The sequence below is a fragment of the Arthrobacter antibioticus genome (assembly GCF_030063205.1).
In the GTDB taxonomy this organism is placed as follows: Bacteria; Actinomycetota; Actinomycetes; order Actinomycetales; family Micrococcaceae; genus Specibacter.
This window is the reverse complement of record NZ_JASISQ010000001.1, coordinates 249,601-265,110: the sequence shown is the minus strand read 5'-3', so window position 1 is coordinate 265,110 and position 15,510 is coordinate 249,601. Positions and strand designations below refer to the sequence as shown.

General features: G+C 55.0%; 15 protein-coding genes and 1 pseudogene. 11 read left to right on the top strand and 5 right to left on the bottom strand.

Annotated elements, in window-relative coordinates:
- The first annotated feature begins 330 nt into the window (after positions 1-330).
- The 4 genes from QMG40_RS01185 to QMG40_RS01170 all read left to right on the top strand — a co-directional run bounded on the left by QMG40_RS01185 (position 331) and on the right by QMG40_RS01170 (position 3,228).
- Positions 331-882 (top strand): ArsR/SmtB family transcription factor, encoded by a 552-nt coding sequence (locus QMG40_RS01185; protein WP_283527072.1) that lies wholly within the window; start codon positions 331-333, stop codon positions 880-882.
- Positions 882-1,970, top strand: coding sequence for a serine hydrolase domain-containing protein (locus QMG40_RS01180; RefSeq protein ID WP_283527070.1), 1,089 nt, complete (start codon positions 882-884; stop codon positions 1,968-1,970). Before QMG40_RS01185 ends, QMG40_RS01180 begins: the two co-directional genes overlap by 1 nt.
- A complete protein-coding gene (locus QMG40_RS01175) occupies positions 1,967-2,317 on the top strand; it encodes a hypothetical protein (RefSeq protein WP_283527068.1) in 351 nt (116 codons plus the stop codon). Before QMG40_RS01180 ends, QMG40_RS01175 begins: the two co-directional genes overlap by 4 nt.
- Positions 2,318-2,643: 326 nt before the next feature.
- The gene (locus QMG40_RS01170; protein WP_283527066.1) at positions 2,644-3,228 is read left to right on the top strand and encodes an alpha/beta fold hydrolase; all 585 of its coding nucleotides are present in this window, start codon (positions 2,644-2,646) and stop codon (positions 3,226-3,228) included.
- A 79-nt stretch (positions 3,229-3,307) separates the two neighbouring features.
- Here QMG40_RS01170 and QMG40_RS01165 read toward each other — a convergent pair whose 3' ends face one another.
- Together QMG40_RS01165 and QMG40_RS01160 are read right to left on the bottom strand one after the other, a co-directional pair.
- Entirely contained in the window at positions 3,308-3,922 is a 615-nt protein-coding gene (locus QMG40_RS01165) for a DUF7010 family protein (protein WP_283527064.1), read from the bottom strand.
- A 639-nt stretch (positions 3,923-4,561) separates the two neighbouring features.
- Positions 4,562-5,389, bottom strand: coding sequence for a FadR/GntR family transcriptional regulator (locus tag QMG40_RS01160; RefSeq protein WP_283527062.1), 828 nt, complete (start codon positions 5,387-5,389; stop codon positions 4,562-4,564).
- A 111-nt stretch (positions 5,390-5,500) separates the two neighbouring features.
- On the opposite strand from QMG40_RS01160, the gene QMG40_RS01155 reads away from it, so the two are divergent.
- From QMG40_RS01155 to QMG40_RS01145, 3 genes are read left to right on the top strand one after another with little or no spacing between them, the layout of a single operon-like run.
- On the top strand, positions 5,501-6,412 hold the full coding sequence (locus QMG40_RS01155; RefSeq protein ID WP_283527060.1) for a proline iminopeptidase-family hydrolase: 912 nt from the start codon (positions 5,501-5,503) through the stop codon (positions 6,410-6,412).
- Between the two features lie 55 nt (positions 6,413-6,467).
- A complete protein-coding gene (locus QMG40_RS01150; RefSeq protein ID WP_283527058.1) occupies positions 6,468-7,904 on the top strand; it encodes an APC family permease in 1,437 nt (478 codons plus the stop codon).
- Positions 7,905-7,907: 3 nt separating this feature from the next.
- The gene (locus QMG40_RS01145; RefSeq protein WP_283527056.1) at positions 7,908-8,834 is read left to right on the top strand and encodes an acetamidase/formamidase family protein; all 927 of its coding nucleotides are present in this window, start codon (positions 7,908-7,910) and stop codon (positions 8,832-8,834) included.
- A gap of 548 nt (positions 8,835-9,382) precedes the next feature.
- Here QMG40_RS01145 and QMG40_RS01140 read toward each other — a convergent pair.
- Positions 9,383-9,964, bottom strand: coding sequence for a recombinase family protein (locus tag QMG40_RS01140; protein WP_283527054.1), 582 nt, complete (start codon positions 9,962-9,964; stop codon positions 9,383-9,385).
- Positions 9,965-10,375: 411 nt separating this feature from the next.
- Here QMG40_RS01140 and fdxA point away from each other — a divergent pair.
- The 4 genes and pseudogenes from fdxA (at position 10,376) to QMG40_RS01120 (ending at position 13,018) form a co-directional block, all read left to right on the top strand.
- Positions 10,376-10,708 (top strand): annotated as a pseudogene (gene fdxA, locus QMG40_RS01135) (ferredoxin).
- A 62-nt stretch (positions 10,709-10,770) separates the two neighbouring features.
- The gene (locus QMG40_RS01130) at positions 10,771-10,932 is read left to right on the top strand and encodes a hypothetical protein (RefSeq protein ID WP_283527051.1); all 162 of its coding nucleotides are present in this window, start codon (positions 10,771-10,773) and stop codon (positions 10,930-10,932) included.
- A gap of 878 nt (positions 10,933-11,810) precedes the next feature.
- Positions 11,811-12,077, top strand: coding sequence for a hypothetical protein (locus QMG40_RS17295; protein WP_349361581.1), 267 nt, complete (start codon positions 11,811-11,813; stop codon positions 12,075-12,077).
- A 56-nt stretch (positions 12,078-12,133) separates the two neighbouring features.
- Positions 12,134-13,018 (top strand): glycosyltransferase family 2 protein, encoded by an 885-nt coding sequence (locus QMG40_RS01120; RefSeq protein ID WP_283527049.1) that lies wholly within the window; start codon positions 12,134-12,136, stop codon positions 13,016-13,018.
- Here QMG40_RS01120 and QMG40_RS01115 read toward each other — a convergent pair.
- Together QMG40_RS01115 and QMG40_RS01110 are read right to left on the bottom strand one after the other, a co-directional pair.
- Entirely contained in the window at positions 13,015-14,094 is a 1,080-nt protein-coding gene (locus QMG40_RS01115; RefSeq protein WP_283527047.1) for a hypothetical protein, read from the bottom strand. The two genes, QMG40_RS01120 and QMG40_RS01115, sit on opposite strands and share 4 nt — an antisense overlap.
- Entirely contained in the window at positions 14,091-15,203 is a 1,113-nt protein-coding gene (locus tag QMG40_RS01110; protein WP_283527045.1) for a glycosyltransferase, read from the bottom strand. Before QMG40_RS01110 ends, QMG40_RS01115 begins: the two co-directional genes overlap by 4 nt.
- Positions 15,204-15,510 lie beyond the last annotated feature (307 nt).

The window sequence follows — 15,510 nt, the reverse complement described above, 5'->3', positions numbered from 1 at the left end:
AACTGTGGTTGCCTACCTAAAACCCACCCCTTGCTTATGAGACATAGTAGCAAGACAGTGAAAACCTTGAATTGCTCCGGATCGTAAAGTGTCTCGATCAGTTGTCTTGTATCCCTAGAGTTGCGAGACGCGGAAGGCGGCCGTCAGGGCGTTCGCAGTTTGGCGCAAGATGTAAAGAATTAAACGCAGGAGACCGCATGGGGCAATGTTGGCCAGGAGTCGCCCCAACCGACACTGACGGGTCAGGTCTCGTCGCGTAACCCAAGCGCAGAAACATTTTACGTACGGAATAACGTTGAAATCGGTGGAAATATACGTAATACTGGTGGCATGACGAGCTTGAAGGACCACGCGGAAGAAATAGCGCAGCTGCGTGAGCGAGTGAGTGCGCTGGAACGGACAGTCGTAGCTTTTTCCGCGCCACCCGTGCCCAGAACCACAGCTGGGCCTGCTGTGCTACTCGATGCCATGGAAACATACTGGGCTCTGAATGTGCTCAAGTCTCAAAATCCCGAGCCGGGCGCGGTCCTTTACACCGGCAATGTCACTCTGCCCGGCCAGGGTGTGGCCGAATGGCAGCACAGCCTTTCCACCGATGACCTCTTAGCCCGCAACTGGAGCCGCCCCACCGCATCCGCTGCTCTGGCCTCGCTTGGCCATCCTGTTCGACTGCGACTGCTGCAGGCCATCGCCCGAGGCACGGTCGCAGTCTCCGAGCTAGCGGCGCTCGAAGGGGTAGGCACGACTGGTCAGGTTTATCACCATATCAACCAGCTCATTGCTGCGGGTTGGGTATATTCACGCTCCCGCGGCCACTACGGCATCGTGCCGGAACGAGTTGTGCCGCTCCTTGTCGTTGTTCTCGCCGCCGGAGGTATCTGATGATTGGCCCCACCCGCATCCGACTGGCCGCTGCCGCCGCCGCCCTCGTCGTGATCCTGGCCGGAGTGCTTGCCGCGCCCCAAGTGCCCCTCTTGGCTACCGAGACCACAGGCGACATCGCCCTAGCGAGCACCTTGGCCGACAAGGCTGCAATGGAGTCCGGAGCCCGAGACACTCTCGCCGCCGCCGTCATCGGTGAGGACGGCATCATCTTCGCTGGTCTTGGCGCGGATGACACCACCGAGTTCGAGATTGGTTCGATCACAAAAACGTTCACAGCGCTACTGCTTGCCCAAGCGGTGGAAAGAGGGGATGTCACTCTCGACGATCAATTGGGGGACTACCTCGATCTCGGTGACAGCGCTGCCGCTGCCGTCACCCTGGGCGAGCTCAGTAGCCACCGGTCCGGCCTGCCGCGTCTTGCGACCACTCTGCCCAGTATGGCTATGGGCCTCTGGAGCACCTATCGAGGCAGTGACCCTTACCAGTACAATCTCGAGGCTCTTGAGGAGCACGCCCGCACCGCAACGCTCATCGAGCCTGGCACGGTCGAATACTCCAACCTCGGCGTCGCCCTTCTCGGCCAGGTCCTCGCCTCAGCGGCCGGTAGCGATTACCCTACCCTGCTCAAGACTCGTGTTCTTGAGCCTCTCGGCATGACCAACACGTCGATCCCAGTCACAGCTGATGACCTCCCCTCCGATGCTCGCACCGGCTACACCGCTGCTGGCCGCCCGGTCGATGCGTGGACCATGTCCGCCTACGCCCCGGCAGGAGCCATCCGTTCGACGGTCGCTGACATGGCGCTCTATGCACACGCGCTGCTCACGGCCGACCCTGCCCTGGGCGTCGACCCAGCCATGATGCTCGACCCGCAAGCATCAACCGAAGACGGCGACCTCATCGGCCTGGCCTGGTTCATCCAGGCTCCCGGAGACGGCACTGCCACCTGGCACAACGGCGGCACCGGCGGATTTGCGAGCATGATCGCACTCGACCGCGCCAGCAACCGGGCCGTGATTATACTCAGCAGCACTGCTACGAGCGTCGATACCCTCGCCCTGTCCACTCTGGAGGACATGAAGTGACTACCTGGATCTCGCTTATCGTTGTCATTGCATTCCAAGGCGCCTTCGTTGTCTCTGCCTGGTCACCCCGTTTCGGTGCGGCTCGAGACCGGCTTGCCCTAGCAATGGACGGCCTCACCGCCGTCGGCATCCTCATCGCCAGTCGAGAGATCGTGGATTGGACCACGGCCACAGTTTTTGCGTGGTACGCGCTTGTGCTGCTCCTCGCAGCGGCGATGGTGGGCGCCGTCTTCCGCTGGCGGGCGCTGCCGCCGCTCAAAGACCCCACTCGCCGCACCGGCCGCATTGTGGGTGCCAGCTTCACCGTCGTCGTTGTGTCGATACTTGTCGGTGTCACGACCCTTTAGCGTTCAACGACGCGCGACGAACGACGCCGAGACGCGCGCCGTAGGATCTTGCCGTTCGGTGGGTCGCTTTCGTGACCGTTCGTGGGCTGTCGAGGACGAAAAAGATCTCTTCGCATCCGAGGGCGCGTCCGTGTTGCTCCCAGAGTAGCTCGAGGGCGGGTGCGGGGTCGGCTTGGGAGAGCTGCAGGTTCGGCGTCGCGGTTGCCTCTCGGACTGTACGCGTTGGTGTAGCTGACCATGGGGAGCACTGGCAGTCGAGTTGACTAAGTCAAGGCCTGCGCCCACTCTGGAAGCTTCGCTCCATCGAATTTTCGAGAAGGAGAGCCATGATTACTACGCCGCAGATTCTTTTTATCCAGGGTGCCGGTGCGGGCACGCACGATGACTGGGATGACAAGTTAGTCGAGAGCCTCCGGAGGGAGCTCGAGGACGAGTGGGAAATCCGCTACCCACGGATGCCCGACGAGGACGAGCCAAGCTATTTCCTCTGGAGTGCCGCGATCCGAGACGAGATAGCAGACGTGAATGTCGGCGCAGTGGTTGTCGGCCATTCGGTGGGGGCAGCCATCCTCGCCGACGTCCTCACCGGGCTCCCTCCAACGCTAAGTTTAGGATCAATCCAGCTGATCGCTGCTCCGTTCATTAGCCAGGACGGGTGGCCCAGTGACGACTTCGCGCTTTCCGACGAGCTCGGCGTGAAGCTGCCGCAAGGTGTGCGGGTCGACGTGTTCCACGGGCTTCAGGATGACACCGTTCCCCCTGAGCACGCCTACCTCTACGCTCAGGCTATTCCGCAGGCGCACGTGCACCTTCTGCCGGGCCGGGATCACCAACTGAACGATGACCTCAGTGAAGTGGCGGAGACGATCCGTTCGACGAGACCAGGGAACGCTATTCCTCGCGAGAAGTGAAATCCTCCGCTGCCTCCAGAAGTCCTCTCGCATTTGTTGCCGTCACTGGCCTCGCCCCAACGCAATACCTCTAACGGCTTCATTGGGCGTGTTGGTTGCTATCGGGTCGTAGGTAGAACTTGAGAGTGCGGTTGCTATCACGCCATACGAAGACCGCGGCAGCCAGTGAAATCACTCCACCGATCAGCATCTGGGGGGGATAAAACCCCTCCCACAGGACGCCGAATAGAAATAATGACCCCAGTACGGCCTTGGCGAAGCCAGCGATGAAGTAGGTGTAGTCCATGTGTAACCACATCAGTATGAGGAGGTGGGCTCCATCTGCAATCAGAAGCACACCTGGCAGCGCTTCCGGATGCTCGATACGCAAGTAGAACATCGTCGGTAGCGCCGCCAGCTCCGTAATAGCGGCAAACCCGACTAACGAGGCGTAGCCCGGGTGGCTCCACAGACGGGCGCCCTGCAGTTTGGCAATGAGAACCCCGATGACCGGAACAGCGAACCCGGCGTAGAGGACGTATTCGACGCGGATCGTCGGCGCGACTAAGGAGACCAGCGCCCCGACAAGCCAGAACGCCGCACCTGCGAGGAGGAACGCACTTCCACCTTTGGTGACCTCAATGAACCGCAGACGCGCGTCTTCCACGCCCAGCTCCTCTTGATTCAAAACCTTCGAAATGAATGGAATTCTCATGTTAAGTTTCCTTCCTTATGCACGACATAGCGGGGTCGTTTCTGGAGGCCCTGCGAGACAGGACGCTCGCAGGGAAGAATCCCGGGTAGGCGGGCTGAGTGTATTCGTCGATGGCGTGTCCCCATTTGATCCCTGATTCAGAAATCACGCAAATGCAAATGACCGTGGGCCAGGGGTGGCGTCTGTAAATATTTCTACCGGTGCAGTCCGAATTTCTGTTAATCCCGAGACGATTGAGATTCTGCATCGAAAACATCGCGATTGATGATCAAGCCCGTGCACCGGCGGCCGAACCACTGACGAGATATGGGCCACATGAGGGGTCCTCTTTCGGGCAATATGTGCGTCAGTTAGGCCATGTTGCGACCATCCACTGTCTCGTAACCGAAGTGCCTCGAAACCCATGGGTTTCGAGACGGATTCATTATGAGGCAACTGGTGGCATCATGCTAGGAATGGGACTTCTGTCGTGGAGCTCGTCAGCAGAATGAATCTGTCCACCAGGGTGTACTCCAGCGAACAGTTCCAAGTATTTACGAGACTACGTCAATCAAGGCTCCCCTCGACTGCCATTGGACATAAGCGAAGGAAGACCCCACCAGTGGTTGTGCCTATAGCGCTGGTGATTGGCTATGTGTGTTACTCGACTCTGGGTACATTAGCGATACTGGTTGACTCGGTGGTACTTAGTTGACCAGCCTTTTGCAGTGCGTTTTGGAACAATTCGATGTCAATGCGTGCATGCTCTGCGCCGAGGTCTGAGGCTCGTCCTGCATTTTGATTGCATATAGCGGCAACCAGCTGTTCATGATCCGCTAATGCACGTAGCTCCATTTCACGCATACCTTCAACGGCGCCCCATAGGTGCGCGGGGGCTGTCAGGCTGATGGTGGATGCCAGTTGTAGGAGTACTTTCCCCAGTGTGTCATTGTGTGCTGCTTGTGCAATAGCCCGGTGGAGTTTTTCATCTGCCTTTTGGGAGGCATGCCCGCTGTCTGCCTGTCTGTAGGCCTCCAAGCAGGAATGTAATTTTCTGATGTCGTTCTCTGTCCTATTTTCTGCCGCAGCTCGTGCAATGGCGCCATGAAGGAACCTGACGGCTTCAAGTCCATCGATCAGTTCCTCCCAACGCGCGGTCAGCGTTCGGTTTACTGAGTCCTTGGAGGTGGCGGTCCATTGCTCCTTCACAAAGGATCCGCCTCCACGTCCACGGATCTTTTCGAGTAGACCGTGATCAACCAGGCGCGCTAATGCTGCTCGTACCGTGACGCGTCCAACCTGCAGGGACGTTGCTAGCTCACGTTCCGACGGTAATGAACTTCCTGGAAGGTATTCGCCAACGGCAATGGCCGTAATTAGCCGATCAGTGACCCCGTCGACCATACTCTGGCGGTTTTTCAGTGGTGACGCCAGACCAGAGATGGGCTCCGATGTCTCCGGGGAATCAAACAGCGGCTGTGCATTCATGGGCTTCTGGCCTTCGTGTCAATGTAAAGGTCTTGTAATGGAACCATTTATGGTTCATGATATTTCCTATGGGTCAAATATGGCCTACATCACATAGGCGAAGGATGCTTCATGTCACAGGTTACAACCCGGACGATTCCATTCAGAAGCTACGAGACTTGGGTACGGATTACGACCCCCGATGTGCCTGTTGAAGGTGCTCTTCCGTTGATTGTCCTCCATGGGGGACCGGGGATGGCGCACGATTACGTTCGTTCCATTGCCGAGCTTGCCGAGACTGGAAGAACGGTAATACTTTACGACCAACTTGGCTGCGGCAATAGTACGCACCTGCCCGATGCACCCACTGACTTCTGGACACCACAACTGTTCGTGGACGAGTTCGTGAATTTGGTTCAGGAGTTGCAAATATCTTCATTCCATCTCCTTGGCCAGTCCTGGGGTGGGATGTTGGGCGCCGAAATTGCTGTTCGGCAACCTGATGGACTTACAAGCCTGGCCATCTGTAATTCCCCGGCATCAATGGAGCTGTGGGCCCAGGCTGCCAGCGGCCTACGATCTGAACTACCGCTAGAGGTCCAACAGACACTGATACAGCACGAAGAGGCCGGGACAACCCAAAAACCTGAATACCTCGCAGCTGTAGAGGAATTCTATCGTCGCCACGTTTGCCGTCTTGACCCAGTGCCGCAAGATTTTAGGGACAGCGAAAAGCAGATGGAAGCCGACCCCACGGTTTATTACACCATGAACGGGCCCAATGAGTTCCACGTCATTGGCACGCTGCGTAGATGGAGCATCATCGACCAGCTCGCTGATATCCAAGTCCCAACCCTAGTGTTCGCAGGAGAGCACGACGAGGCGACCGCGGCAACATGGCAACCCTATGCCGACCGGATCAAGGATTCACGTGTCTACGTCTTCCCGGATACCAGCCATTGCGTCCACCTTGAAGATCCGGAAGGTTTCCGCGCTGTGATTGGTGACTTCCTGTCTGAACACGACAAAGCAACGTCTGCCTAAAAAGCTATTGCCCATCCCATCCACGATCTTTCGCAATGAAAGTGAGCATTGACTGATGTCGACATCCCAAGACTCGTCGGAGCTAAGTCCCCAGCAACAGCTTGAGGCTTACGGTTACAAACAAGAACTCAAACGTTCGCTCTCCACCACTGACCTACTGATCTACGGCCTGATATTCATGGTGCCGATCGCGCCTTGGGCCATCTTTGGTGTTGTTTACAACGCATCAGGGGGCATGGTGCCACTGGTGTACCTTATTGGCCTGATCGCCATGATTTTTACGGCGTTGGCCTACCAGCAGATGGCCAAAACAATACCCTTGGCGGGCTCCGTCTTCTCATATGTCGGCAGGGGGATTCATCCAAACGCCGGCTTCTTCGCAGGCTGGGCTATCCTTCTTGACTACCTTCTGGTGCCCACACTGTTGTACGTGTTCGCCGCGGAGTCAATGGTGGGACTTTTTCCTGACTCACCTCGATGGCTATGGGCGCTAATCTTTGTCGCCATCAACATGGGCATCAACCTCATGGGCGTCAGCTCCATGAAGCTCATCAACCGTGCCTTCCTGGCGATGGAGCTAGTCTTTGTTGTCGCTTTCGTGATCATCGCGGTGAAGGCTTTGAACAACGAGACCATCCCGGGTGCAGTATTCAGTACGGCTCCAATCTGGGATGCCAGCATGGTGACCGGCCCTTTGATTGCCTCGGCTTTATCCATTGCCGTTCTGAGTTTCTTAGGTTTCGATGGCATTGCCACTCTTTCAGAAGAAGCAACCGGCGGGCGCAAAGCTACTGGTCGGGCCATGGTGATGGCATTGTTCATAGTGGCGATTCTTTTCATTATTCAGACGTGGCTTGCTAGCTCGTTGGCTGGGGGACTAGACGCATTTGATCCGGAAACCGAGGGCAATGCGTTCTTCACCATTGTCCAAGCAGCCGCCAGCACAGGCTGGATGAACGCCTTCTTTGTCGTCAACGTCCTAGCAGTGGGTATTGCTAATGCGATGGCAGCGCAAGCTGCGACATCACGCTTGCTGTACTCCATGAGTCGTGACGGGCAATTGCCCCGATTCCTCCACACGTTGAACCATCGTCAAGTACCAAGAAATGCCATCGTTCTGGTTTCAGTTCTATCGGCCGTCTTAGTAGTGTTTTTCGTTGGTCAACTTGACTTGATCTCCTCGCTGGTCAATTTTGGTGCTCTCTTCGGGTTCATGATGCTGCACGTTTCAGTAGTTGTGTACTTCATGGGAAAAAAGAAATCTAAGAACTTTCTCATGCACTTAGTTGTGCCGATCATTGGTTTCTTGATCATCGGATACGTCTTGTGGAATGCGAATGTTGAGGCAAAGGTTGGCGGTATCGTCTGGCTTGCTGTGGGTGCCTTGGTGTTTACCTACTACCGTGTCACTGGACGCAAAACAGACATATCAGATGAAAGCGACCCGGCAGTGGTGGAGATGCCCGCTATGGGCGAAAAGGGAGGGCTTTAGACGATGGATCAGTTTTTAGATAAATCCCACGGAAAGTTTGGGTTTTCGGCGACGGAAACACCGGCGCTGCACATCAAACCGGGAACAGGGGAACTGATCGGTTTTGAAACCAGCGACGAAGTGTACCGCCAGCTCCACGAGCATGGGGACATGGACAAACTCACAGTTGGCATCAATCCCGTAACAGGTCCAGTGTACGTAGAAGGGGCAATGCCTGGAGACGCGCTAGCGGTAACAATCCACGAGATCAATCTAATTGATTGCGGATGGTCAGTAAGCCTTCCTGGATCAGGGGCTCTGCAGGATCGCATGGGGGAGACCGTATTCGCGCGGCGAGTTCCTATTGATGCAGCAGGTGTTCATGTCACCGATCGGCACACTTTCACGCCCCGTCCAATGATCGGTTGTATCGGTACGGCACCCGCGGAAGGAGACAATTCTACGATCATGCCTACTTATGAACAGGGCGGAAACATGGACCTGACCGAATGCCGACCAGGCGCCACTGTCTACCTACCCGTTGCAGTGGAAGGCGCCTACCTCTCCATCGGTGACATTCACGCCATCATGGCAGAAGGCGAGTCTTCCTTCGTAGCCATTGAAGCGGAAGGCACAGCCGTGGTTTCGGTGGATCTTGTAAAATCCATGCCGTTGCGTGCGCCACGAGTAGAACTAGAAGAAGAGTGGATCTTCGTTGGACTTGGCGCGCCGGTCCAGGAAAGCATCAAACGAGGGTATGAAGACATGTTCCAATTCTTGACCCACGAGCATAGTTGGGACGCAGGAGATGCCTACGCAGTAATGAGCGCAGTTGCCCACTCCCGACTTGGTGGCCCAACTGGTTCTTCGGACCCCGACCCACTACATCCAATGACACCCATCGGTGCCGTCACCACACACCACCTACCAAAAAGCGTTCTCAAGAATTAACTCTCCGAGGAACAACCACACCTAAACCCTAAAATCGCCCACAGCTTAGATGACAGACCGAGACGTGTTGCTGCTTATGCATACATACGCAGGTCCGTGTTAACGAATACGGCCCTCTGTAACTTTGACCGGTTGGATTGGCGGTTTGTAGTGCAGGGGAACACCTTTGTGAAGTGTTTCCCCACAATTTTTGGTGTTGGAACCCGGGCACGACCAGCCAAAGTGCGTTCGTGCCCGGGTCCAAAATTTTTGTATTTATATCGCGGGCCAGTAGCAGGAGAGCCCTCATGCTGGGTTTGACAGTTTTGCGCTGCTGCCGATCTGATTCGTAAGAAATTAACCAATTGTCTTGGATCTTTGACCAACCCCAAAATTGCAGTCAGCATGGACCTCAAAACACAGAAGATAGACGGCACCTGACCTATTTTCAAATGCTGTAAACCACCCCGCTCACGAAGTTGGTGTCTTGGCGGCTAATAATTTGTGTTTGAACTACAACCGCCGAAAGGACGGAGTAAATCGAGCCTGAAGTCGGGCCATAGCCGGCGTTAACCGGGTTCCATGGTGAGGTAGCGGTAGACGGTCGCCCGGCTGGCGCCGATGATCTTGCCTATGTCGGCCGGTTTGAGGCCTTGGTCTCTTAGTTTGTGTGCTTGTTTAACAGCAGCATGGTCGGCGGTGACTTGCTTCCGCCCTGCCTTGCGGCCGTGGGAGGCAGCAACGGCCATGCCAGCTTTGGTGCGTTCGGAGAGCTGATCACGTTCGAGCTGGGCAAAGGCGGAAATGATGGTGATCATGGCCTGCGCCATTGCGCCGCCGAGCTCACTGTCAGGGTCGGTGGCGATGCCGTCGCGCAGGGAACGAAATTTGATACCGCGTGCTTTGAAGTCATCGAGCAGCTCGAGTAGGTGGCGAGTGTTCCTTCCCAGGCGGTCCAGCTTCGAGACCACGACTTCATCGCCTTTGCTGAGGCGGTCCAACATCTTGTCCAGCTCCGAGCGGCTGGCCTTGGTCCCACTGACGCCATGGTCACGATAGATTCGTTCACAGCCAGCAGCTTCCAGTTCCCGGATCTGCAGTTCAGTGTCCTGGTCGTTGGTGCTGACCCGGGCATATCCAAGACACGTCACTAGTCTCCTCCAATTCGTCCCATTAAAGGTCACTTTTCTTCGATGTTGAGAATAGCATGGTGAGACACATTGTTGAGAATCTAAACGGCGGACACTTTTGGCGTGTTTCCTGGAAATTTACTTTTGGTCTGCCGACGCGTGGGAGCGTCTGTTCGGTGTCTTGTCAAAGGTTCCTTTGTTAGGTCAAGGATCAGTCGAGACAATACCTTTGTACAGACGGTATTATCCTCATCCTTACTTTGTGGTCTTATCGTGGCGAGTGCAGTGAAGGCTTCGCCTGGGTCCACACGAAGCATTCGTCTTGGTGCGATTTGATCTATGGTTGAGGCCACAACCATTGGTAGTTGTTTGTGTTGCTTGCCAGAGCTTCCTGGTGTGTGTCTCTGAGTTCTGTGTTAAGAGGTGCAGACCGTGACTTATGTGATCGCTCAGCCATGTGTTGACGTTGTTGACCGTGCTTGCGTGGATGAATGTCCGGTGGATTGTATTTATGAGGGAGAACAAGCCTTCTATATACAACCGGATGAGTGTATCGACTGTGGTGCATGCGAACCCGTTTGACCAGTGGAGGCGATCTATTACGAAGACGACCTCCCCATGGAATGGGACGAGTACCTAAAAGATAATGTCCGCTTTTTTATGGACACTCTCCCTGGCCGTGCAGTCCCAGTGGGGTCCCCTGGCGGAGCCATGAAGTTTGGTTCACTTGGGGTAGATACTCCGCTAGTTGCAGCTCAACCTTGACAGTGTGGATGATGCTGATAGCTCGCCCCACGTTCCGAGATATACAACGCTAGGACGCAGACATGTCGAAGTTCACTGAAAAAGTCGCCTCATTGTTTCATCGAAGGCGGTTGGTAACACAAGAGGATGCAGCGGAGATTGCGGACTGGGTTGGTGAAGGTGGTGCCGCTGATCCTGAGGGTCCACCCCGGGTGATTAAGGACAGAGACGACCACCGCCAGTAGCGCTAACCGGCGTTGCCGCTGGTCACTGCAGGGGACGACTAAATCGGTTGGTGCCTAGATTCCAACGCTGTCTGATAATTTGGGCATTCTCGATTGTTAGCTAGGTCTATTGATGGATGCGCTTGAGGCTCTATACGACTCAAGAATAGATGGTCAGAAATGGGGATACTGGTGGGTGCTGCTTGGAGTGTTTCGCAGAAAAAGGCGGTCATCGCAGGAACCGTGGTCGTGACGGTGGCCGCCGTAATAGTTGCCGTTTATCATATTAGTACGGCGCTCTTCTATATCGAGATGGCTTGTTCAGATGGTGAGGCACCAGCCAACAATACTGATGGTGGTAGCGCATGTTTCACGGAGGGAACGGACCTACCTGACGGATTTACATGGGACCCTCGGGGAAACTATAAAATCAACTAACTCCCAGATGCAACGGGATCGGCTGGGTGAAGCGTTTGAGTTGCGCTTGGTTACTTCAAACCGAGGTGTGCACTCCTACAGGAATTATCACTGCGGGGGGCAAGAACGATCTAGCGCACTTTCCAGTCGCTCCCAAGCGATTCTTCATGGGCTTCAGAGAGTTGAGGAAGAGTAGGAGCATGGCCGCTATGGGGAACGATAAAATGATTCGAGCACTTGTTCAGCTCAGAGTTCCCGTGGAGTATTGCTGGAAGGAAAGGACCTATGATGCTACTTATGTAGAGTGACAACGGGCCCGATGCTGACCACCAACGAGGCGCGGGGGTTAGTGATGCAACTGTCAAGGCGCTGGGGAAACTCTCGGAAGCTTTGGAGGTGGTGGAGCACGCCCGAGGGTATCTCTATGGATTTCACCGCTTAAAGGTAGAGCAGATTTAGCGCTCGGTGAAGCTGTTGAGCTTTTGCGAGAATCCGGTGCTGAGTCACTGGCCGAGCATCTTGAGCAAAAGATAGTTGGTAGGAACGTCATTAATGGGCGGTGGACGTTCCAGATCGTAGAGGATTACGACGATGGGTATTACTCCGCGTTTAAAGCAGCAGAGTCGATGGCCAGGCATGAACTAGCCGAAGGGAAACGCCACCTCTTTGAGGCAGAGATGAAAGAGGACCGGCGTCCACACGGCCTACCCCACCACGAAGCCCACCCCACCGAACAAGACACTCAATAAAAAACACCAACAATCACGTGTTCAAAAGTGTTTGCAACACGAACCGGAGGGTGAATATGACAGTAGAGGAACCCTGGACCGTGGGTGATTTTTCGGTGCTCGTCTTAGTGCATGGTCGGGCGGACCATCTTCGACGTTTGTTGGCTGGTGTTAATGCCTCCAAGCTGCGTCCTGCTGAGGTGGTGATCGTTTATATGAACGATCCCTGCCCGGCTCCGATACGCTGTGATGCTCCTTTGCGCATCATCCACATTTCTTCCTCCCAGTCTCATTCGGGTTTGCCGTTGTCCCAAGCACGGAATACAGCTGCGGCTGCCGCCCGAACACCAAACCTTATTTTTCTAGATGTGGATTCTATTCCGTCAGCGGACTTGTTCGGCACTTTCATTCAGGTGTTGAACAAGGAGACTGTCCTGGCCATGGCAGAGCCACGATATTTGACGAAGCCGTTGGAATCCACACTGGTAGTGGAGGATAAGTCTTTACTCGCCGCCTCCATTAGACATCACACCCGTGAGGGACTCCCCACGGAATCAACCATGTCCGGACATGCAATGTTCTGGTCTCTTGGTTTCGCAATCCACGCTACTGTCTTTGCCGAAGTGGGTGGGTTTGATGAGAGTTATACCGGATACGGCGGAGAGGATACTGACTTCGCCTTTAGAATCCGAGAAGCAAAGATCCCAGTGAGGTTCATAGAAGCACCAGTGTTCCATCAGCACCATGGGGTCTATAACCCGCCGTTGAACCATTTCTTGGAGATTGTTCAGAATGCCCGTTTATTTCACTCCCGATGGGGTGTGTGGCCCATGGAAGGCTGGTTGAGGGCTTTTGTTCAGTTAGGCTTGATTTCTTGGATACCGTCCCAGTCTTCCCTCACCGTTCGGCGTATTCCAACGGCCGAAGAAGTACGAGCAGCTCACAACTCAGCCGCTTATTAGAAAATGATGGAGGCCTGTGCCTCTGTTGCCGTTGCATGCAGAAGATCGAGCAGTCCTTGATTGAAATCTGTCGCGGGAATAAAAAGTGTTCTTGCTAGCGCGTGTGGGTCACTGTTCGCGGCATTTTCGAGGATCCGTGGCCAATTTCCCGATGTCGACCAGTTTCTGACCATATCGAGACCAGCACGTTCATGCAGAGCCACTGCAAAGGCCAGTTGCTCTGCATACGGGCGTTCTTCGGGCACTAACAAGACAGGTCTGTGGCAGCTCGCAGCAGCGACTACAGCGTTGTGTCCGGCAGAACTGATAATCACCGTAGCTGAGCGCATGATCGGTATTGGATCCGGAAGAACACCGTGGAGTCGCAAATTTGTGGGAAGAGGTGTGCCATCTGCTTCCACGGAACCCACAACTTCCCAGTCCCATCTAGGCGAAGCCGAGGCGGCTTGTGCCAGATGATCTAAGGGAATCGCGGATGCCAAAGATGTTTGCACCACCACTTTAGGTTGGCCCGGCATGTGGGAAGTGTCATGACCGGGGTGAAACGAATAATCCGTTGGCTCGGCCACCGAAAGGTAGTGAGTTTTGTAACCAAATTTCGCCAGATGCGCGGGATCTTCCAAACTTGCAGGAAAATAGCCGAAAATGGTGTCCGCCAACGAATACGCCATTTGGTGTGCTTGGTCGTTCCGATTACCTGGCATCCGACGGAAAGCAACCCGATAGCCACTCAATCGAGCGAACAGTGCGACTTCTACCGAAACATCGGCCATCACCATGTCCGGACCGAATGTTTTCCACGCCCGGTTGAGTTCCGCAAAACGTTGTTGAATGAGCTCGCCTGTGGGGGCGTAATGCAAGAAAGATCCGGCGCGCAATGCTGGCTCAGGACTAGCAGCAATCACATCTGGAGTTAGATCCACATATTCCAAGTTGCCCTTCAACAAAGCGTTGTTGCGAGGGCCAGTGCTGGTAACTTGAAGATCGAACAAATTGCTGGCCGCCATTTTCTGGGCATGACGCAGGTGGCCAGTACCAAAATGATGGGCGTAGTAAGAAACCTTGTATCGGCTCATGACCCCTCTGAGACTTGGGAGAAGGAACGATGAACCATGGAGTGAAGTATCCGCTCATACCCTTCGATCATTCCAGCCAGCGCGAATCTGCAGGCTCGCGCCTGAACCTGCTCACGGTCCATATCTTTGGCTCGGGTCGCTGCCACCGCTAGTGCCGTACTGTCTAGGCTGTCGGCGACTACTCCTCCTGTCGTTCCAATGAGTTCGGCCATAGCTCCGGCAGGTAGCGCGGCCACCGGGGTTCCACAGGCCATAGCTTCAAGAGTGGTGAGTCCGAATGGTTCCTCCCAGAGAGGAGAGGAGAGAAATACCTGGGACGAAGCGATCACTCGCTGTAATTTTTGTTGATCCAGATGTCCCAGATACTTGATGTCATCATCGAGTTGCGGCTCAATCTGGCTACGGAAGTACTCTTGGTCGTGGATGGGACCGGCAATACGCAATTTCAGGGATGCTGTACGTGCCGCGGCTATTGCCACGTGGGTACCTTTTTCCGCTGCAATACGTCCGGTCCAAGCCGCCACTGAGTGTTTCGGCTCGGCCCGCTCGTCCCAGTGCGACAATTCGATGCCATTGTGAACAATTTCAATGGTCGGTAACCACTCTCGCCAAGGACACGCATTGGCTTCGGAAACAGTGACATAACGATGCAACTGCTGCAACGTTCTGGCCGGATCCCTCAAGATTTCAATCAATCGGGGTAGCGGCGGAGTATGCAGGACATGAAGGGTAGGCAACTGCATCAAAAGACGGTGCGGTACAGGGCTTAATGAGTTATTCACCACCGCGTCAAAAGAACCTGCATGAATGAGTTTCACCGCTCGCTCCATGGCTCCGTCGAGGACCTCATGCTGTTCGTTAGTCCTCTCGTCTTCCGGGTACCCACGCACCAGGAACCCCGCATCAAGAACAGGGACCAGATGGCAGTCAACAACGCTGCCGTCTTTAGCGAAGAGGGTTACCTCATGACCACGAGCAACCAATCCAGAAACCAGGTGCGCGGTATGGGACTCCATACCCCCTGCGAATGGTGAGGTGATCGGATGATGAAGATGAGCCAGGACAGCAATGCGCAAAGGACTGGTCCACGTAGGTACCTGAGATTTCATAGCAGCATCGACATAACCAGCAGGCTCCCTTAATTCTTACTGCCTCAAGAAGAGGACGAGGATCAAGTCAGATTTCGTTACTATTTAATAACACAACGACGTCACAGATACCAATTCACTTTTTCTAGCAGGCTCAATAGGTGCGTGTTGTACCCAGCCAGCGACCATTCCCAGGTAGAGCCAAAAGGGACCTTTGGTTGGCCTCCATGAGGAGAGAACTACCCTTTTGGACGTCATCACTCACGGTGACCACGACTATGGCGTACTACTGCGAAAAGCGCGGCTGTTATAGCCCTCAGGCAGAAGC